Source organism: Photorhabdus stackebrandtii (genome assembly GCF_011189495.1).
In the GTDB taxonomy this organism is placed as follows: domain Bacteria; phylum Pseudomonadota; class Gammaproteobacteria; order Enterobacterales; family Enterobacteriaceae; genus Photorhabdus; species Photorhabdus khanii.
Map to the genome: position 1 here is coordinate 54,841 of NZ_PUJV01000008.1, position 19,537 is coordinate 74,377.

Annotated in this window: 19 protein-coding genes and 1 pseudogene; 14 read left to right on the top strand and 6 right to left on the bottom strand. The window is 40.8% G+C overall.

Annotation, left to right across the window (positions count from 1 at the left end; translation table 11 throughout):
* Positions 1 to 554: 554 nt before the first annotated feature.
* From fruB to C5470_RS09010, 9 genes are all read left to right on the top strand, one after another.
* Positions 555 to 1,682 (top strand): fused PTS fructose transporter subunit IIA/HPr protein, encoded by a 1,128-nt coding sequence (gene fruB, locus C5470_RS08970; RefSeq protein WP_166287937.1) that lies wholly within the window; start codon positions 555 to 557, stop codon positions 1,680 to 1,682.
* Complete coding sequence (gene fruA / locus C5470_RS08975) at positions 1,682 to 3,346, top strand: PTS fructose transporter subunit IIBC (RefSeq protein ID WP_166287940.1); 1,665 nt, start codon at positions 1,682 to 1,684, stop codon at positions 3,344 to 3,346. The genes fruB and fruA overlap by 1 nt, the downstream gene beginning before the upstream one ends.
* A gap of 147 nt (positions 3,347 to 3,493) precedes the next feature.
* On the top strand, positions 3,494 to 4,399 hold the full coding sequence (yhfZ, locus tag C5470_RS08980) for a GntR family transcriptional regulator YhfZ (protein ID WP_166287943.1): 906 nt from the start codon (positions 3,494 to 3,496) through the stop codon (positions 4,397 to 4,399).
* A 24-nt stretch (positions 4,400 to 4,423) separates the two neighbouring features.
* Positions 4,424 to 4,783: a PRD domain-containing protein gene (locus C5470_RS08985; protein WP_166287946.1), complete on the top strand. Its 360-nt coding sequence runs from the start codon at positions 4,424 to 4,426 to the stop codon at positions 4,781 to 4,783.
* A 116-nt stretch (positions 4,784 to 4,899) separates the two neighbouring features.
* A complete protein-coding gene (locus C5470_RS08990; protein ID WP_166287949.1) occupies positions 4,900 to 6,069 on the top strand; it encodes a YhfX family PLP-dependent enzyme in 1,170 nt (389 codons plus the stop codon).
* A gap of 38 nt (positions 6,070 to 6,107) precedes the next feature.
* Positions 6,108 to 6,998, top strand: a complete 891-nt coding sequence (locus C5470_RS08995) for a phosphotriesterase-related protein (RefSeq protein ID WP_166287952.1) — start codon at positions 6,108 to 6,110, stop codon at positions 6,996 to 6,998.
* A gap of 11 nt (positions 6,999 to 7,009) precedes the next feature.
* Positions 7,010 to 7,369 (top strand): DUF2620 domain-containing protein, encoded by a 360-nt coding sequence (locus C5470_RS09000; RefSeq protein WP_166287955.1) that lies wholly within the window; start codon positions 7,010 to 7,012, stop codon positions 7,367 to 7,369.
* Between the two features lie 10 nt (positions 7,370 to 7,379).
* Positions 7,380 to 8,735 carry a YhfT family protein gene (locus C5470_RS09005; protein WP_166287958.1) on the top strand — a complete coding sequence of 452 codons (1,356 nt, stop codon included), beginning with the start codon at positions 7,380 to 7,382 and terminating at the stop codon, positions 8,733 to 8,735.
* A gap of 65 nt (positions 8,736 to 8,800) precedes the next feature.
* Positions 8,801 to 9,898: an aminotransferase class V-fold PLP-dependent enzyme gene (locus C5470_RS09010; protein WP_166287961.1), complete on the top strand. Its 1,098-nt coding sequence runs from the start codon at positions 8,801 to 8,803 to the stop codon at positions 9,896 to 9,898.
* A 220-nt stretch (positions 9,899 to 10,118) separates the two neighbouring features.
* Here the strand turns inward: C5470_RS09010 and C5470_RS09015 are convergent, their stop codons facing one another.
* From C5470_RS09015 to C5470_RS09040, 6 genes are all read right to left on the bottom strand, one after another.
* Positions 10,119 to 10,817 (bottom strand): helix-turn-helix transcriptional regulator, encoded by a 699-nt coding sequence (locus tag C5470_RS09015; protein ID WP_166287964.1) that lies wholly within the window; start codon positions 10,815 to 10,817, stop codon positions 10,119 to 10,121.
* A gap of 149 nt (positions 10,818 to 10,966) precedes the next feature.
* Positions 10,967 to 11,638: a PAS and helix-turn-helix domain-containing protein gene (locus C5470_RS09020; protein WP_166287967.1), complete on the bottom strand. Its 672-nt coding sequence runs from the start codon at positions 11,636 to 11,638 to the stop codon at positions 10,967 to 10,969.
* 30 nt (positions 11,639 to 11,668) lie between these two features.
* Positions 11,669 to 12,352 (bottom strand): helix-turn-helix transcriptional regulator, encoded by a 684-nt coding sequence (locus C5470_RS09025; protein WP_166287970.1) that lies wholly within the window; start codon positions 12,350 to 12,352, stop codon positions 11,669 to 11,671.
* A 56-nt stretch (positions 12,353 to 12,408) separates the two neighbouring features.
* Positions 12,409 to 13,101 (bottom strand): PAS domain-containing protein, encoded by a 693-nt coding sequence (locus tag C5470_RS09030; protein WP_166287973.1) that lies wholly within the window; start codon positions 13,099 to 13,101, stop codon positions 12,409 to 12,411.
* Between the two features lie 1,355 nt (positions 13,102 to 14,456).
* Entirely contained in the window at positions 14,457 to 15,152 is a 696-nt protein-coding gene (locus C5470_RS09035) for a helix-turn-helix transcriptional regulator (protein WP_166287976.1), read from the bottom strand.
* Between the two features lie 131 nt (positions 15,153 to 15,283).
* A complete protein-coding gene (locus C5470_RS09040; RefSeq protein ID WP_166287979.1) occupies positions 15,284 to 15,952 on the bottom strand; it encodes a LuxR C-terminal-related transcriptional regulator in 669 nt (222 codons plus the stop codon).
* 338 nt (positions 15,953 to 16,290) lie between these two features.
* Between C5470_RS09040 and C5470_RS23400 the strand changes: the two are divergent.
* From C5470_RS23400 to C5470_RS09060, 5 genes and pseudogenes are all read left to right on the top strand, one after another.
* Positions 16,291 to 16,398, top strand: a pseudogene (locus C5470_RS23400) (transposase); the annotation flags it as partial.
* Between the two features lie 43 nt (positions 16,399 to 16,441).
* Positions 16,442 to 16,531 carry a 3-hydroxyacyl-CoA dehydrogenase family protein gene (locus C5470_RS22745; RefSeq protein ID WP_339916288.1) on the top strand — a complete coding sequence of 30 codons (90 nt, stop codon included), beginning with the start codon at positions 16,442 to 16,444 and terminating at the stop codon, positions 16,529 to 16,531.
* Positions 16,532 to 16,794: 263 nt separating this feature from the next.
* A complete protein-coding gene (locus tag C5470_RS09050) occupies positions 16,795 to 17,016 on the top strand; it encodes a type II toxin-antitoxin system Phd/YefM family antitoxin (protein WP_166287985.1) in 222 nt (73 codons plus the stop codon).
* 401 nt (positions 17,017 to 17,417) lie between these two features.
* Positions 17,418 to 17,858, top strand: coding sequence for a hypothetical protein (locus tag C5470_RS09055; RefSeq protein WP_166287988.1), 441 nt, complete (start codon positions 17,418 to 17,420; stop codon positions 17,856 to 17,858).
* 564 nt (positions 17,859 to 18,422) lie between these two features.
* Entirely contained in the window at positions 18,423 to 19,325 is a 903-nt protein-coding gene (locus C5470_RS09060; RefSeq protein WP_166287991.1) for a tail fiber protein, read from the top strand.
* Positions 19,326 to 19,537 lie beyond the last annotated feature (212 nt).

A 19,537-nucleotide genomic window follows, 5' to 3' on the forward strand; every position in this document is an offset into this window, starting at 1 on the left:
TGGTAATAAGAACTCCGGGTTTATCTCATTCATTCCCGTGGAGAGAAATACAGATAACCTGAGATTGGTTGTTGTGCAGAACGAAATTGACGTTGAAAGCCATGCCAGCATCGTTTTCATGCTGATTGTTAAAATAATTTATTATATCGCAATTATCAGATTTGTATATTTTGTCATTTCATTAATCATTGAATCTCATCCCTGGCAGGCAAAAGAATAGATAGACAGAGCACGATTTGCCATATTCCGAGATTAACATAGCTTCCATTATTTATTGTCATCACAGCTTTTTGCAAGTGGGTGGATATTCTTGGTAGTTATCTGTTTGCTAATTCCTTCAACTGGAGATATTTAAAGAACGATATTGGAAAAAGTGTGCGTAATCTCAAAAAATCGCAATATTATACAGTGCAAATATTGAATAATAATTAATCATACTCCACACTGGTTGAAACGTTTCAGTTTTATCTCATTTTCCTTATATGGTGGGTTAATTAACGCTTTTTTTCTCAGCATAACTGAAACGGTTCTATCTTCAGTGAGAGAGGAAAATTATGTTCCAATTGACTCTACAGAATATCCACACTGGTGCAACTGCGACCAGTAAAGAGGATGCTATTCGCCAGGTGGCGGCCATGCTAGCCGCTAATGGTAATGTCAGTGATGCCTATGTTGACGGTATGCTGCAACGTGAAAAGCAAATTTCCACCTACCTTGGCAACGGTATCGCCATTCCGCATGGCACGATCAATACCCGCGATTTGGTGCTGAAAACTGATGTACAGGTATTTCACTTCCCCCAGGGCGTGGAATGGGATAAAGGCGCTATGTGTTATGTGGTCATTGGTATCGCTGCATGTTCCGATGAGCATTTGTCACTATTGCGTCAGTTAGCACACCTGTTGAGCGACGATCGCATTGCCGGGCAGCTAAAAACTGTCGATTCAGCTCAGGCACTGCGTAGCTTGCTAATGGGAGAAGGTCAGCAAGCCGCATTTAAATTCGATACCAGCCTGATTTCGCTGGATGTTAATGCCGGTGATCTGTTGACACTACAGGCGCTGAATGCCGGACGGTTACAACAAGCGGGTGCGGTGGATACGACTTTTGTCAGCAAAGTGATTAATAGTAAACCTCTGGATCTCGGACAGGGGATTTGGCTGAACGACAGCTCCGACGGTAATCTGACTAGTGCAGTAGCTGTCAGCCGGTTATGCACGCGGGACAACGAACCAGTAGTGGTGATGTTGTTGACTGTTGCGGTTACCGACGATCAGCCGCTGAATGTGTTGAATCACCTGAGCAATTTGCTATTAGCACGGAAAGCAGAATGCTTGCTGAAGGCTGATGCGCCGACGGTACTGGCATTGCTGACCAATGGCGCACCGGAGCGGAGCGAAATATTTAGCGCAGAGTTCATCGTGCGTAACGACCACGGCTTGCATGCTCGTCCCGGTGCCGTGTTGGTTAACGTTATCCGGCAATTCTCCAGTGAAATTACCATCATCAATCTTGATAGTACCGGTCAACCGGCAAATGGCCGCAGTCTGATGAAAATTGTGGCGCTGGGCGTTAAAAAAGGTCATCGGCTTCACGTCACTGCTAACGGTGACGATGCGCAGCAGGCGATAGCTGCTATTGGTGAAGCGATTGCTTCCGGTTTAGGTGAGGGGGAGATGTAATGAAAACGTTGCTTATCGTTGATCCTTTATTAGGACTGGCCGGAAGCTATCTGGTGAAAACCGTCCTCAGTGCTGCTGCTGCGGAAAGTGGGCTGATACTGACAGAAAATCCGGCTGAAGCTGATTTGGTGGTAGTGACCGGCGATACCATTCCCGCCGATAGCACCCTAAACGGCAAGTTTATTTATCTTGGTAACACGGAACAGGCATTGCATGCACCGGAAAAGTTCTTTCAGCAGGCAAAAGCCGACGCGAAGCACTATCTGATACCGGCAACTGACCTGAGTTATGACACAAAACGTATTGTTGCGGTTACTGCCTGTCCTACGGGAGTGGCGCATACCTTTATGGCCGCCGAAGCTATCGAAACCGAAGCCAAAAAACGTGGCTGGTGGGTGAAGGTGGAAACCCGCGGTTCAGTGGGGGCGGGTAATGTTATTACGCCGGAAGAGGTGGCAGAAGCGGATTTGGTTCTGATAGTCGCAGATATTGACGTGGATCTGGCGAAGTTTGCCGGAAAGCCGATGTACCGTACCTCAACCAGCCTGGCGTTGAAGAAGGCGGATCAGGAGTTTGACAAAGCGCTGGTCGAAGCCAAACCTTTTGAGCCAAAAAAGCAAGATGCTAAAACCGGGCAAGGAGAGAGCACCGGCATCTATCGCCATCTGTTAACCGGTGTCTCTTATATGCTGCCGATGGTGGTGGCGGGGGGGCTGTGTATCGCGTTGTCATTTGCTTTTGGTATCACCGCATTCAAAGAACCGGGTACATTGGCGGCGGCGCTGATGCAGATCGGTGGTGGTTCGGCTTTCGCCTTGATGGTGCCCGTGCTGGCAGGCTATATCGCTTTCTCGATCGCTGATCGCCCCGGTCTGACGCCTGGCTTGATTGGTGGTATGTTGGCAGCCAGCACGAATGCGGGCTTTATCGGCGGCATTATTGCCGGTTTCCTTGCCGGTTACACGGTGAAGTTGATCAGCACCAAAGTGAAGTTGCCGCAGGGTATGTCCGCGCTAAAACCGATCTTGATCATTCCGCTGTTCGCCAGCCTGATTACTGGTCTGATTATGATCTACGTTGTCGGTAAACCGGTCGCCGGTATTATGGCGGGTCTAACACATTGGCTTTCAAATATGGGCACGACCAACGCGATCCTGTTAGGCGCTATTTTGGGCGGGATGATGTGTGCCGATATGGGAGGAGCGGTAAACAAAGCCGCCTATGCGTTTGGTGTCGGCTTGCTCAGTTCGCAAACCTACGCGCCAATGGCTGCCATTATGGCGGCGGGGATGGTCCCACCGCTGGCAATGGGCGTGGCGACACTGATTGCCCGGAGGAAATTCGATAGCGTTCAGCGGGAAAGCGGCAAAGCTGCATTGGTGTTGGGGTTGTGCTTTATTTCCGAAGGGGCGATCCCTTTTGCTGTCCGTGATCCGATGCGTGTGCTCCCATGCTGTATCGTCGGTGGTGCGGTGACTGGGGCTTTCTCTATGGCCGTGAGCGCACAACTGATGGCGCCGCACGGTGGCTTGTTTGTATTGTTGATCCCAGGGGCTATTACACCAGTACTGGGTTATTTGATGTCGATTATTGTCGGTACACTGTTGGGAGGGTTAACCTACGCAGTGTTGAAACGTCCGGAGCCGGCCACAACCAAAGCGTAAAAATAGTTTAATGAAAAGCTGGATTTTGCGGCAATTGCAAAAAAATACTCATTTAATCGTGACCTCATTCGCATTTTTGCTATTTTCCGATTGTTATTTGTTTCTTTAAATCGGATATAAATACATTCAAAAAAATGAAGAATAATTATGAGTCGTGGTCTGCTTAAAAAAGAGGGGGTCGCTCAGGCATGTTTGGCGCGTTATCTGCTAGGTGAGTGCAATGGTAACCGCTTGAGGACCATTGAGGAGCTGTCGTCTGACTATGCGTTGTCGGTTGGGTTGGTACAGTTTGCATTAAAAAAACTGGAGAATTCCGGTGCAATTTGTGTGGATCGACGGGGGCGTAACGGTAGTTACCTGGTCAGTCTGGATCACAAGGCGCTGTTAGCACATGCCGATATCGGTAACGTGGTTTGTGTGATGCCGTTGCCTTATACCCGATTGTACGAAGGGCTGGCGAGTGGTCTGAAAGCGCAATTTGATGGTATTCCGTTTTACTTTGCCCACATGAGAGGTTCAGACGCGAGGGTGGAATGTCTGCGTAACGGCATTTATGACCTGGCGGTGGTATCTCATCTGGCGGCGCAAACTTATCTGGAACAACATGATGTGTGCGCTGTACTTGAATTAGGCCCACATACCTATGTTGCGGCACATCAACTGATTTATCGTAAGGGAGGTGAACATAACATCCGTCGTATTGGGTTGGATAATCATTCTGCCGACCAGAAGATCATGACAGAAGTGTACTTTGCCGGGCAGGATATCACGCTGGTGGATATCTCTTACCACGAAAGCCTGGATAAGGTGGCGAAAGGCGACATTGATGCAGTGATCTGGAACGCTAGCAGAGAGGATGAACTGAGTTCCCGGGAGCTTATCGCGGTACCGCTCCGTGGAAACCCGTTCTTTATACAAGCCTCAGAGGCGGTGATTTTAACCAGAGCTGATGACATTCCGATTCAACAACTTTTACGTACTACGGTGGATAAAACAGAGTTGTTGGCTCATCAACAACGTGTACTGACAGGTCAACAGGATCCAAGTTATTAGTTTGAAATGGACGGAGTAAATGAAATGGAAAATCGACTGAATCTGCTCTGTCAGGGAAATGTCATCGATCAGGACATCTGCGATGGCATGCTGCAAGTTGTGACTCAGCTTGAGAATGATTGGGAAATCCCTGTCAGGAATGGGCTGGGTGAAATGGTAGTAACACATATGGCAAATGCATTGATGCGCTCGCGCCGGGGAGAACAAATCGGTTCAATGGATGCTGAACTGTTGATGGAAGTACGTCAATCTGATGCCTTTACGCATTTGCGGGCGATTAACGCTTCGTTGCTGGCACAATTTGACGTGCAATTACATCCCTGTGAAGAGGGTTATCTGCTGGCGAACTTGTTTAGCCTTTGGGCGGCAAAAGATCAGGAGTAGCACGGCAACAGAGATGAAGGAATTTTTTTTCCATCAAATATTCAAAAAAATAATTATTTAAACATTTATTTCTTGCTTTGGCATTGACCGCTGTCAGGAGTACAAGGAGGTACAGCATGTTTATTAATGCACTAAAAAAACAAAATTCTGCACTGATTGAAACTGCCCATACATTATGGGAGAAAGGCGCTTTACTACCCGATACATATGTCATTGACGTTGATCAGGTTTTGGAAAATGCCGGGCGGTTGCTTGCGGTAGCGAAGCACCATGATATTGCGCTGTATCTGATGACTAAACAGATTGGGCGTAACCCCTGGTTGGCACACAAACTGATAGAATTGGGTTATCAGGGGGTGACTGCGGTGGATTTTAAAGAAGCCAGGATATTAATGAGTAGCAAGATCCCGGTTATTCATGCCGGTCATCTGGTGCAGATCCCCCGTAACATGCTCTCCTCAGTGATACAGCAACACCCGGAAGTGATCACGGTATTTTCTTTAGAAAAAGCAGAGGAAATTTCCTGTCTGGCACAGCATAAAGGAAATGTACAATGCATTATGCTGAAAATCTATGATGAACATGATCATTTATATCCCGGACAGGAAGCAGGTTTTCATTTATCGGTATTGAACACCGTTGTGCGACGCATTATGGCGATGTCCGGCGTAAAACTGGTGGGATTAACACATTTTCCTTGCTTATTGTGGCAAGAGGCGCTGCAACAGACACTGCCTGCACCAAACTTATTTACTTTGCTGAAAGCAAAAGAGATTTTACAGCGGGCCGGAGTTGAGGTAACACAGATAAATGCCCCGTCGGCGTCAAGCTGTAGCACCTTGCCGTTACTGGCAAAATATGGTGTTACCCATACAGAGCCCGGACATGCACTAACCGGAACAATCCTTGCCAATTTTCAGGGAGAACAGCCCGAACGTATTGCTATGCTGTATCTGACAGAAATATCCCATCGGTTTAACGGCAACAGCTATTGCTATGGAGGCGGTTATTATCGTCGTGGGCGAGCTCATAACGCGCTGATATTCATGCCAAACGGCCAGATCATATCCACTCACCTGTTACCGATGGATAACAGCAGTATTGATTACCACTTTTCCCTTAGCGGTGAATTTCCGGTCGGCTGTGCTGTCGTGTTGTGCTTTCGTACTCAGATATTTGCCACCCGCAGTGATGTGGCGTTGGTCAGCGGCATTCAGTCAGGGCATCCGGTATTGGAAGGGCTTTATGACAGCCAGGGAAATCGTATCCTTGATAATGGGGAATAAATTCATTTGCATCATCCTCACATTTGGGCAGCATTCTCATGACTCAGCAAGATAGATTTGATGCATCCGGCTATACCTATGCGCATGAGCATCTGCATATTGATTTATCGTCATTTAAAAACAACCTTGACTGCCGGCTGGATCAATACGAGCTGATTTGTGATGAGATGAAAACATTGGTCAGCCTGGGTGTACGCAATATTGTAGAAATGACCAATCGCTACATGGGGCGTAACCCACAGTTTATGCTGGATTTAATGCGGGATTCCGGCATTAACGTAATCGCCTCAACCGGTTATTACCAGTCTGCTTTTTTTCCTCAGCATGTGGCACACACCACAGCCCGGCAACTGGCGGATGAAATGATCGCTGAGATTGAACAGGGTATTGATGGTACAACGTTGAAAGCCGGGGTCATTGGGGAAATTGGTTCCAGCAAAGGGGTGATTACGCCTGATGAAGAGAAAATATTTCACGCCGCGGCTATCGCGCATTTGGAAACCGGGCGTCCTGTCTCTACCCATACGTCATTAAGCACGATGGGGCTTGAGCAATTGGCGTTACTGAAAAAGCGGGGCGTAGATGCTGAACGGGTGGTGATTGGTCACTGTGATCTTAGAGACAATCTGGACAGCATACTGCGCATGATTGAACAGGGGGCCTACATACAGTTTGACACAATTGGCAAAAACGATTACTACCCGGATGAAAAACGGATTGCCATGTTACAGACATTGGCCCAACGCGGCCTGCTTAACCGCGTCATGTTATCGATGGATATTACCCGCCGTTCCCATTTGAAAGCCAATGGTGGCAATGGGTTTGAATATTTAATCAGCACCTTTGTGCCGATGTTAAGCCATGCCGGATTGACACAGATAGAAATTGATTTGATGTTACGTGATAACCCCGCTGTATTTTTCAAATAAAGGAAAAACATATGAGATTTGTTATTGGAGGACAAATTGAGAAGGAAAAAATTGCTGAAACCTTACGCCGTCTGGCCGGAGATAAAGCCTCATCCATTACTGTAATGGGCGACATTGATGCCGCTATGGCTCTCAAGAGCGGTAATGCGGATTACTACTTGGGGGCTTGTAATACTGGTGGAGGCGCTTTGGCAATGGCGATAGCTATTGTTGGTATTGATAAATGCGTCACGATTAGCATGCCGGGGAAAATCCTGCCTGATGAAGAAATTATTGCCCATATTAACGCTGGGAAAACAGCATTTGGTTTTACTGGTCAGGATATAGAAGCCGTTATTCCGGTGGTCATCAGGGCTATTTTTTCTTCATGAGGACGGGAAGATGGAATATGAGTTTTTCACACGTTTAATGGAAATTGATCCGTTTAAAGCGGGTTTGTTGGCAGTTGTTGGTGGAATATCCACCATGATGGCTAACTGTGGTATCGCGGTGTTTCATGATGGTCTGCGTCCTTTAATCCCGGAACATCTTGAAGGGCGGATGGATCGTAAAACCCTGGCTGCGACCAGTTTTGCCTTAAGTTTTGGCTTGGTTATCGGTTTTGGTATCCCGTTTTCGCTGACGGCGCCAATTATTCTGGTGCATAGCCTGTTGCTGGGAACCGACGTCATTGGCACCTGGTGTGCAAACAGTAAAAAAGGTTTCATACTTTCCGGGGTCCTGGGGGCACTGTATGCCGTCGCTTTGATGACGGGTTTACGATCGGTTGTCGATATCTTTGCCCATTTGCCGGTAAATTTCATGAATAATCTGAGCAAAGTTGGCGATCCCATTGTTGCCTGTTTCGCGTTATTTCCTGCCATTGTTGTGGCCTATCAATACGGATATGGCAAAGGGATATGGGTGCTGATTGCGACATTGGTGGGGTATGTTGCGACGAAAGCGATAGGCTCACTGAGTTTTGGCGGTTCCCTGGATAAATCGGTACAACTGGATCCTAACGGGATAGCGCTGCTGATTTCGATGATTGTGATGTTCTACTTTGCCATGAAAGAGCGTGCGCCCAAATCAGGGGATGGGCCGGCCCCGGCTAAAGGCGCGAATGAGGTTCTGGTCGGCTTGTTTTCCACGCGGATCCAACGTATTCAAAACAACATCTGGTTACTGGTGCTAAGTGGGGGATTAACTGCGGTAGCGGCCTCAATGTCACTCAGTTTATTGGCGGAAGGTCCTGTATCACTACAACTGATGGCACAAGGAGAAGGGGCTAACGCCATGTTGGTAGCGCTTGCCAGGGCGATCAGTTTTGTTCCGTTAGTGGGGATGACGGCAATCGCCACAGGGGTTTATAGCCCGGTCGGCATGAAGTTTGTGTTTGTCGCTGGATTAGTCACGAATAACCTATGGATCGCTTTCATTGCCGGCAGTGTGATTATGTTTATGGAAATCAAACTACTGGCAAAAATTGCTATCTGGCTGGATAAATACCCTGGCGTAAAAGCATGTGGCGACCATATTCGTACTGTCATTACTCGTATGCTGGAAGTTGCCCTATTGGTAGGGGGAATGATTGCTGCCAACGCTATCCTGCCGGGAATGGGATTTATGGTGGTGGCGGGCATTTATCTGCTCAATCGTACATCTAAACGTCCTTTAGTTGAAATGGCTATTGGGCCTATCGCAACGATTATTGTTGGTGTTTTGGCCAACATTATCCATCTGATAGGCATCGGTTAATTGAATAGATCTCCCCCCTTATTTTGCGATGAAAAAATAAAAGGGGGAGTGCCGGAGAGCAGATATTGAACACTTATCCATTACATAGTCTGAATATGATGCAGGCGCAGCAAAAACAGTTTCGTTTGGTTGATATTATCTGCCGTCATTTTCCCGGCGCAGACTTTCTTACCACGGGAGATTTAGGGTTGGTACCGGGGTTGAACCAGCCACAGATGACACAGCGAGTTGAGCGGATCATTGCTGATTTCTTTTCGGCTGAGGCTGCTGTGTTGGTGCAAGGGGCGGGAACTGGTGCAATACGTTGTGGTTTAGCGGCATTGCTAAAGGCAGGCGATACCTTGCTGATTCATGATGCGCCGTTATATCCCACGACAGCGATGATTGCTGAACAGATGGGATTACATCTTGTTCGGGCGGATTTTAATCAACCAGAACAAATACGGGTTGCGATTTTGCAACATTGGCCGGTGGGGGGATTGGTACAGCATACGCGGCAGAAAATTGATGATTCTTATGAGCTGGCGGCTGTCATATCACTGCTGAATGCGGCGTCACTACCGGTTCTGGTTGACGATAATTATGCTGCTATGAAAGTGGAACATATTGGTTGTGAATGTGGTGCGGCGTTATCGACTTTTTCCAGCTTTAAACTGTTCGGTCCGCAAGGTGTCGGTGTTGTGGCAGGTCAACAAACGCTAATAGACCGCATCCGGCGTAATATGTATTCCGGCGGAAGTCAGATACAAGGATTTCAGGCATTAAAAGTATTGCGTGGACTGGTATTTGCGCCAGTGATGCATGCGGTACAGGCTCAGGTTAATGAAACGCTGGTTATCTGGCTTAATCAGGGCGTTATACCGCAGGTAAAACAGGCGGTTGTCGCAAATGCACAATCGAAAGTATTGCTGGTGGAATTTTATGAAGAGATTGCAGAGCAGGTGCTTTGTTTTGCCCATCAACTCGGTGCATTGCCTTATCCGGTGGGGGCCGAATCAAAATTTGAAATACCGCCACTGTTTTACCGGGTGTCCGGTACATTCCGTCAGTCTGATCCCACATTAGAAAAACGAATGATAAGGATAAATCCCAATCGAAGTGGGGCGGAGACGATAATGAGGATTCTGAATCAAAGTTGTGCGCAGGCCGTCGCCTTGCTGTAAGTAAGAGGCTAAAGTAAACAGAAGATTATTCTGGACACGGTAACATCCGCCGCAATGGGCGGTATATATCGTCAGTCATCCAAAACGTTTTCAATATGTTTTGTCGGCATAGAACTTTATCGTTTGAAGGAGTAGAAAAATCTGTAATGCCATTATTGTATTCCTGATTATTACTATAATGATCAATAGGTTAGGGCGAAACAAATAATAATAAAATTGACTATGTTAATAAGAAATGACTTATAGACTCAGAATATCTTGGTGGGATATAGAGGTCATAACCATTTTCTTTGCAAAGTAACCTTAACTCCAAAACCGATCCGACGGAAAATTTCTCATAAATATTTTCAAAATGTTTTTCTACAGTACGGCATGAGAGATTCATTTCAGTGGCTATATCTTTATTACTAATGCCACAGCAAAATAGAAAAATAATTATCCACTCTTTATCTTTCAATAAATTATTGGGTGGCCTGGGGTAGATAGATATTGGTATATTATTCTTAAGATAATGAGATACCGTAAAATGATCTATTTCTTTGGCATGAGAAATGATTCCAATACATTGATTATTCTCACACATCAGTGGATATTTTTCGCAAAAATAGGATTTAGGTAGTTGACCACTACCTTGAGGATAAGTACCAATAGATGATATTCGTTGCATACACGCTAAGACTCTGCGCTCATGTTCTTTAAAATGGTGAGCGAAACCACTAACTGGTGTTGGTAATTCTTCATCCGTGTACCCTATAATATTAAAATTTTCAGGTAACTTATTGGCTTTAATAAACACGCTATTTGCGTAAATAAAACGAGATTCCTTATCTTTTACAAACCAAGGGTCAGAGCTTCTGTCCCACATATTTGTTAACTGAGAAGTAATAAAAGGGACTTTTCTTAATCCTGATTTATTCATATATATCCTTTAATGTATTGTTTTTTTTGAACTATTGAGTATAAATATATTCTATTTATGAATAAGAGTCATATTCCTACAGGGCTATTCATTTTATCAACAAATAACTAACAAAGGTAGTGTGTTGAAACAGGGAAGTAATACTTAATCTAAGACAATAAAAATTTTTCTGGTATATAGTGATTGAAATTATTGACTAGACAGTATTCTTCCAATTGCTGACTGGAAGTAATACCTATCTTACGATATATCCGGGCCATATGTGTTTCAACCGTACGATAGGTAATATTTAGTATTTTCCCAATCTGTTTTCTGGAGTATTTCTGTAAAAAGAGAAAGATGATATCCCATTCATGTCGAGTAAAAAGATCAGTCGGCGGTTGGAGTATAATGGATGATGGTAGTTTTTCATGATATCGATGTAGGTAGGTCAATGAGTACTCTTTTACTTTCCACATATGAAACACAATACCCATACAATTACCATTGTCATGATAAAGTGGTAATTTTTCGCAAAAATAGGACGATAGAGTTTGCTCTTGCCCGAATACATGAGTTTCAATTGAACATATTCTTTGTCCTTTTGTCATTGTATTTCTATCGTGGGTAATAAATTCTTTTGAAAAAACAGCCCCATCCCAGGGAAGTTCATGATCATAAAATCCTTCGTAATCAAATGATTCCTTAAAATTATGAACAAATTTTTTTGTTGCAGAATTACTGTAAATGAAGTTTGAAGAACTATCTTTTATTCCCCACGGCTCATTGCTTATTTCCATTGTGTTAATAATTTGCGGTGATATTGCATAGTTCTTCTTCATGTTATCAAAAATTCCTTTTTAATCTAAAGGTTAAAGAAACATTCTGCTTTCTGGGTGTACAAATCTTTCTGGTACATAGAGATCATAATCATTCAGCCGGCAATATTCTTCCAACTGATAACTGGAATTGACACCAATTTTTCTATATATCCGTGAGATATGAGTTTCAACGGTGCGATAGGAGATATCCAACATTTTGCCCATTTGCTTACTGGTATACTTTTGTAAAAGAAGGAAAATAACATCCCATTCCCGTTGAGTAAATAAATCAGTCGGTGGCTGGAACAAAATAGATGCAGGGAGTTTTCCATGATATAGACGAGTTAATGAGAAATCCTGAGCTTTCCACATATGATACATAACTCCTATACAATTTCCATTATCATGGTAAATAGGTGTTTTTTCACAAAAATAAGATGATAGAAATTTATCTTTACCAAATAAATGTGTTTCAAGTGAACATACTCTTTTTCCGTTTGCCATCACACTTTTATCATGATCAATAAATTCTTTTGCAAACTCAGCTCCGTCCCAATTGAGTTCATCATCATAAAGCCCCTCGTAATCAAATGATTTTTTAAAATCATGAATAAATTTTTTTGTTGCTGAATTACCATAAATAAAACATGAGTTTTCATCTTTTATCCCCCAAGGGTCATTACTTTGCTCTAATGTATTAATTACTTGGGCTGAAATGGTTAATTTACTATTCATATTATCATTCCTCTTTTTCAGTTTTAAAATTTGATTATTAATATTTAAGTTTATAATCAATATAATTCTATGCTACCAATAGTGACAAATCTTTCTGGAATATAAAGATCAAATTTGTTTTCTTTGCAGAAATCTTTTAATTCTGCATGCAGTGGTAAATCAAATTTTCGGTAAATTGACTGAATATGATTAACCACATCTTCCGTACTTATCATTAATTCGTCACTGATACTCTCTTCATCCAATGAACGAAGGAACAGAAAAAGGACTTCCCATTCAGTTTGCGTCAGTGTGTCATTAGGTGGTATGAATTGCAGTGCCGACGGAGATGTTTTTTCATAATAATAGGCAACAGAAAAATTTTCCGTTTTACACATATGAAAAGTAATACCAATACAATGACCATCTTCATCAAAAAGTGGATATTTATTACAAAGATAGATTTGCTTAATCCTATGTTCTTCAAATGGATGAGTTTCCAATGAAGTAACTCGTTGCATGGTTTGAATAACTTTCTGATCTTGACGGTAGAACTCTTCTGCATATTCTGCAACAGGAGAAGGTAATTCACCTGTAGAAATTCCGGTAATATTGAAATCCTCTGGTAAGTTGAGTAGTTGATAAAAAGCGGAATTGGCATAGATAAACCGTGATTGGAGATCTTTAGCTCCCCAAGGTTCGTTGCTTTTTTCCCACGTGTGAATTAATTGTGGTGTGATATTATTGGGTTTGTTTTTTATATTTTGCATTGTGACTCCTGAATGATTATTCCAGCCGTTATCTGCGAGGCCTGCCTGCCAATTATACCTTCATTATACTTAAAATATTTTAGTCTCATAATAGAATATAATAACTTGCGCGTCAAAATACATATATTTATTAATTAAGCCTTATTATTATTTTATATAGTAACTTTAATTATTTGTAAATGTAACAATTAATACTATTTTATACAAAAACATTTTAGTATGATTAATAATTAGACAAATTAATGAATTTGATTTTTCAGTCATGAGTAATTAAGTGACATGTGTCAAGAATTTTCTGTCATGAACCGGGGATGGAGAGAACTATTCTTATAACGATGACTGTGTAATAGGATGAAAGAAAAGGTGTTATCTCTGGGCCAGAATAATGCGAATAAAATAGTATTTAATTGAAATAATGTGCGATTAATTAAAGAATGTTTCTTAAATAGCGTATGCGAGACATTGTAATTCGATAAGATATATTTAGGAAGTGTCAGCATAATCAACTATATGAGCTTTTTAACCCAAAAACCGGGTTTGAATTTTTTGGCCGTTGGAATAACTAAACTTAAATAAAATTAAAGTTAGGGAAATTCTGCTTAATTTAGTTTTTGAAGAATAATGAAATAAAAAACTTACTTAAAATGGTATAGCTACAAGATATAAAGTTGTATTTCAAGTTCAACTTAGATATTTGTAGCAACCCGGTTCTGGATAAGATTGCAGTATCTTTGCCTGTCTGTGAATCTCCGCCTGATGGTTTTTATGATGCTGGCTATAACGAAGGTATTCAGGACTGTAAAAAAGCTCTCTTAACTTCTGGAATAAAAATACGGAGTTAGATTATTTTAAAAATAAAGCCAATCCATTGGCCTTATTTATTCTTCTGAGGATAAGATCACTAATTTTATCTATACGTCAGTGAACCTGATTCGGCTTGGCTGGTGGGTAAGCGTGCGAAAAATCGTGAAGCCCAATACTTAGTCAGACCAACGAAGTGTTTGAGGGTGGCGTTTCTCACAGGGTGCTTGCACAGTAACTGGGGAAGCCTGGCATCAGATCCGGTCAGAAAATCCCCTGATAACATCCAATCAATTCATTATGAATAATGGTAACTGATGTTAAAGTGTTAATTAATAGCTTACTTATCGCTATACATCTGGGCACTAAAAAATTAACTATTACGATGAATTTAATCTGAGTTCAGTAAGGCGCTAAAAAACAATATGATTTATACACCATAAATGATATTTGTTGATATAAAATCACGTTGAAAATTTACATTTATCTCCTTAGCTAATTAGATTAGTTAAATAAACCAGAGTAAGGAACATATAATTAATAAAATCGATTATTTATAATAAAAAGTGACCTGTAGGTTGAAAATATCTTGGTGGAGTATATATGTCATAGCCATTTTCTTTGCAAAATAGCCTTAATTCAATCGATGATCCAATTGATAGTTTATGGTAGATACTTTCAAAATATTTTTCCACAGTATGGTATGAGATTTTCATTTCATTAGCAATACATTTATTACTGATGCCGCGACAGAATAAAAATATTATTATCCATTCTTTCTGTGTCAATATATTGTTAGGTGGTCTAAGTTTAACAGATATAGACATAGTATTCATCATGTAATGAGATACTGTGAAATGATCTATTTCTTTAGCGTGAGAAATGATTCCAATACATTGATTATCTTCATCCATTAATGGATATTTATTACAAAAATAGGATTTAAGTTGTTGACCATTGCCTTGAGGGTAAGTGCCAACAGATGATATTCGTTGCATGCATGCTAAGACTTTGCGGTCATGCTCTTCAAAAAGGTCAGCAAAATGATTGAACGGTGTAGGTAATTCTTTATCAGTATATCCAATAATATTAAATTTTTTAGGTAATTTATTGGCTTTAATAGCGACAGTATTTATGTAAATAAAGCGAAGTTCCTTATCTTTTACGAACCATGATTCTGTGCTTCTATCCCATGTATTTGTTAACTGAGTGGTAATAAAAGGAACTTTTTTACATCCAAATTTTTTCATGTATAACCTTTAAAAAATTATTGAGTATAACTATAACGTTTTTAAATAAAAATATATTCCAGAAAGGCTAGCTATTTTGTCCATTAATCATGGACAAGGGCAGCATATGAAACCGAGCATAACTATCTAATTTAAGACAATAAAAATCTTTCCGGTATATAGTGATTGAAATTATTGGCCCGACAATATTCCTCTAGTTGTTGACTGGAATTAATTCCTATTTTGTGATATATCTGGGCTATATAGGATTCAACAGTTCGATAAGCAATATTTAATATCTGCCCGATCTGTCTTCTGGTATTTTTTTGTAGAAAGAGGAAAATGATATCCCATTCACATTGAGTAAAAAGATCAGTCGGTGGTTGGAGCATAATGGAGGCGGGTAGTTTATCATGATATTGATACAGATGAGTTAATGAATAACTTTGGGCTTTCCAGCCATGATATATGACTCCAATACAGTTTCCATTTTCATGATAAAAAGGAAGTTTTTCGAAAAAATAAGATGACAGAATTTGCTCTCGTCCAAATATATGTGTTTCAACTGAACATATTCTTTGTTGTTTTTCCATCACTTTCTTATCATGCTTGATAAATTCTTCTGCAAATTTAGCACTATCCCAGGGAAGTTCATTCTCATAAAACCCCTCAAATTCAAATGAATTTGAAAAATTCTGAAGAGATTTTAATGCCAGATTGCCGTAAATAAAGCATGAATTTTTATCTTTGACTCCCCAAGGATCATTACTTATTGCCAGTGTGTTGATAATTTGAGGTGATATGGTGGTGTGATGACTCATATTATAACTCCTTTTTCCACAACTTTCGGATGTCAATCTTGGTATGTTTGAATTGTGTAGTTAGTTTAATACTTTATTACCAGAAAAGACAAATTTTTTAAAAACATCATGATTATGGCTATTTTATTACGAGAATTATTTAATTATATATGCCATTATGGATTGAATTTTTATTAAATTAGTTGTGGAGTGATGTTGATTACTTTGATAGGGTGTTTTTTCGAAATAATCAGTAATAGTAGTAGGTAATATCCATTTTGCTGGTGGTAATTATTGATGAACGCTATTCCATTTCACTGATTAACTAAAATGTTTACATTTAATTATCCCTAAGTTAAATCATGAGAAGGCTGAAAGGGAGAACAACCAGTAAGCTGTTTGAAGAATTTTCACATTTGAAAAAGCGGTATTGGGGCCAACACTTTTGGGGTCGAGGCTATTTTTGGTGGGCGTGCCGGGATACAGGACGGCGTAGCTCAACCCGCGAATGTGGACGCTATATTGAAAGAATGCTTCGGTCATAAAATGGGGCCACTTGAAACGGCGGACCTGATTGGCATTGACACGGTAGCTTATTAAATCCTTTGCGGATTAGGTAATCACTTTAAATACTTAGGGCCTTTATCCAGGAAAATAACAACGGCAACCGGGAGACCGGTTGTCACATTGAAGATTGCTGCTCTCTGGATATAAGCGAAACGGCTCTGTATCGTTTCGCTTATACAGATGTCTTTTGGTGCTTATTGTTTTATTTTTGTCCATCCATGAGGTATAAAGATTGAATTAAGTACGCAAAATATGTACAAAAAATAAGTATAACTAACCAGAGAAGGAATTAAACTATGATCACTTTCACTTACAGCAGAGCACGGGAAAGCCTTGCAGCAGTCCTCGATCAAGCTATTGCTGGCGAACCTGTAGAAATAACCCGACGTGGCAGTGAATCCGCTGTTGTGATCAGTAAAACCAGTTTTGAAGCGTACTGCAAGGCAATGTTAAATATGGAATTTTCACAGTTTATCGGCCAGTTTGATGTAACTAACAAAGAATTGACCGATAAATGATTAAGCACGTTATCTTGGCTGAAGTCATCGCTTTGTATAACTACTTTTTGCAGCACTATGCAGGTGCTGCGGGTATGGCCGACTATGGTCGCGTTGATGTCATATCTGTAGCTACGGCATAGTGGTAGGATATCCAGTAATTGATTGGATATTATTCTGAAAATATAGCCCTGAATTCACAGGGTTATTTTTATCTGTCATTTAAGCTCGATATTCATTCCTGTATATACAAATAACAATAAGCCACCTGATTTGGTGGCTTTTTCGTAACATCTCACATTAACCGCCTCTGTGAAATGAATTCTTATGTATGGGTTGGTGTCTAACATTATTTATCTAGTTTCGAGTGGTTAGAAATAAGAAAATTGGAGTGTAAATGGGTTATGAGGAAATTAATATTATTGATTTTACTGCCATTTTTTGCATTTGCTAATAATGGTACCAAAAGAGATAAAAATATGAACATCTCTATTGTAGATGGTGAGTATTCTTGCAAGGTAAGAAGTGCTCCTGACGGCGGGGGATCATTTAATGAGTTAAATGTTCAGCCAATTATAGGGAACGCGATATTAAATATATTCGGAGACGGCTCTCAGAAAAAAGTAAAAATTGATATTCCAGGTGTAAATAATACTTTTGAGTTCTCTGCTCCGTTAAAAGAAAAGAATTCCCTGATGATCAGCTATGTTATGGCTGGTAAGAAATCAATATCTGTAGTAATGGCGACTGAGCAATACGGAATCAATGTGCTTCTGATGAGAAAATCGCTGGATGATGGAGTTAATATAGTTTTGACGAATTGCCTGTTGAATAAATCAGGTGATTCAACGAAATCCCGTTAGATCTTAGTGTATTTTTTCAGAAAAGCATCGCAAGCAGAAAGACAAATAGCAATGCTAAAAGAAATAGTGTTCGACTACCACATTATCCCAAGTTGACGATAGCCTGTATATTGATTACCTTCAGGCGAAATTTGCTACAGCCAACAGTGCAGACTTTAAAACGTTGGCAAAACAGAATTGGAAACTTCGTGAGAAATGCACAACGGTTGAATGTTTTCAGAATTGGTATCAACGGTCATCTGAAATGTACAGAAGAATTGCAGCAGGTAAAACAACAGAGAACTGCCATGAAGAAGGACAAAAAATAACTCTTGATGGCACGTTGCTAAGGATCACCTATCCTGGCCCACCAAATTACGAAAGCGTGGAAATTGATGATAGATGTTTATTGAATTGCTTATTGCTACGATTATATAAAAAACAGCTAACCTTATAGATAATGGGAATATCGTATTATCCTTTTTCTGAACTAGACTTTGATTAGTATGAATTGCAGGAGGATTATTTTCAAAATAATTCAATATGTTAATTATAAAATAATATTATTTAATTTGAGGGAAATATATGAATCCTAAGAATGATTTTAAGGCTTTTTCTATTAGTGATAATGCGAATGTAGTGAGTCAGGAAAGATATGAAGAAAGTAAGGATTTGCTGACGGGGTTTCCACCAAATGATGTTCCCACTCATAAGTTAAATAAAGTATTACGTCAAGCGTCAACTATATCATCTGTTGTGGCTGATTTTATCGCGACACAATCTGGTAATGATATTTTGGATGATGGAAACATAGCTAAGCTCACCGATCAATTAAATAAAGCATTAGAACAAAAAATTACAACAAATATTCCCAGTGCTTCATTAACACAAAAAGGTGTTGTCCAGCTTACAAATGTGATTGGCAATAGCGATACATTGGTGGTTACACAAAAGTTTGTTCAGGAAATAATAAATTCATTACGTGAATATACCCGCGAAGAGATAGATAACCGGATTAAAACAGTCAATGAAATTCCTGTTGGTGCTCCTATTCCGTGGCCGTTGCCTTATCCACCGATCGGCTATCTCGTTTGTAATGGTTCTGCTTTTAATAAATTACAGTATCCGAGGTTGGCGGAGGCTTATCCTGACGGTAGGTTACCTGATCTAAGAGGTGAATTTATCCGCGGATGGGATGATAATCGAGGTATTGATAGTGATCGTGAGCTTTTGTCATGGCAAAAAGGATCGCTAGTTGCTGGCGATATAGTTTCAGCAGTTGCAATGCTAGCTAATGTAAGCGGAGGGAGTGTAAGTCTATGGAGTATATACGGATGGGATAACATGCAATCAATCGAACAGTACAACGCCTTAATTGCGGGATATATGCCAGCAAACTTCATAAAAAAAGAAAATGATGTGTTGCCGTACTGTGGTATTACACGTCCCCGAAACATAGCATTTAATTACATAGTGAGAGCAGCGTAATAACAGAAAATACTCTTTAGAACCCGAAATGGCTAGTGTAGGGAAAAGATGGATTAGCAGAGAAAGCCGGTTGGATAAATGTTTACCACACTAATCAAATGACAAGGGAATGTATAAGCGCTGATATTGAATATCTGGTGCTCTGTATCAATCTATCAGCAGGTGCTTATTCCGATGCGCCAGAGTTGTCGAAGTCTATTGATCACTCATGC

What these genes read in the sequence shown, in the direction of transcription:
- fruB (WP_166287937.1), top strand. Translation starts at nt 555, where the DNA reads ATGTTCCAATTGACTCTACAGAATATCCACACTGGTGCAACTGCGACC.
- fruA (WP_166287940.1), top strand. Translation starts at nt 1,682, where the DNA reads ATGAAAACGTTGCTTATCGTTGATCCTTTATTAGGACTGGCCGGAAGC.
- yhfZ (WP_166287943.1), top strand. Translation starts at nt 3,494, where the DNA reads ATGAGTCGTGGTCTGCTTAAAAAAGAGGGGGTCGCTCAGGCATGTTTG.
- C5470_RS08985 (WP_166287946.1), top strand. Translation starts at nt 4,424, where the DNA reads ATGGAAAATCGACTGAATCTGCTCTGTCAGGGAAATGTCATCGATCAG.
- C5470_RS08990 (WP_166287949.1), top strand. Translation starts at nt 4,900, where the DNA reads ATGTTTATTAATGCACTAAAAAAACAAAATTCTGCACTGATTGAAACT.
- C5470_RS08995 (WP_166287952.1), top strand. Translation starts at nt 6,108, where the DNA reads ATGACTCAGCAAGATAGATTTGATGCATCCGGCTATACCTATGCGCAT.
- C5470_RS09000 (WP_166287955.1), top strand. Translation starts at nt 7,010, where the DNA reads ATGAGATTTGTTATTGGAGGACAAATTGAGAAGGAAAAAATTGCTGAA.
- C5470_RS09005 (WP_166287958.1), top strand. Translation starts at nt 7,380, where the DNA reads ATGGAATATGAGTTTTTCACACGTTTAATGGAAATTGATCCGTTTAAA.
- C5470_RS09015 (WP_166287964.1), bottom strand. Translation starts at nt 10,817, where the DNA reads ATGAATAAATCAGGATTAAGAAAAGTCCCTTTTATTACTTCTCAGTTA.
- C5470_RS09020 (WP_166287967.1), bottom strand. Translation starts at nt 11,638, where the DNA reads ATGAAGAAGAACTATGCAATATCACCGCAAATTATTAACACAATGGAA.
- C5470_RS09025 (WP_166287970.1), bottom strand. Translation starts at nt 12,352, where the DNA reads ATGAATAGTAAATTAACCATTTCAGCCCAAGTAATTAATACATTAGAG.
- C5470_RS09030 (WP_166287973.1), bottom strand. Translation starts at nt 13,101, where the DNA reads ATGCAAAATATAAAAAACAAACCCAATAATATCACACCACAATTAATT.
- C5470_RS09035 (WP_166287976.1), bottom strand. Translation starts at nt 15,152, where the DNA reads ATGAAAAAATTTGGATGTAAAAAAGTTCCTTTTATTACCACTCAGTTA.
- C5470_RS09040 (WP_166287979.1), bottom strand. Translation starts at nt 15,952, where the DNA reads ATGAGTCATCACACCACCATATCACCTCAAATTATCAACACACTGGCA.
- C5470_RS09050 (WP_166287985.1), top strand. Translation starts at nt 16,795, where the DNA reads ATGATCACTTTCACTTACAGCAGAGCACGGGAAAGCCTTGCAGCAGTC.
- C5470_RS09060 (WP_166287991.1), top strand. Translation starts at nt 18,423, where the DNA reads ATGAATCCTAAGAATGATTTTAAGGCTTTTTCTATTAGTGATAATGCG.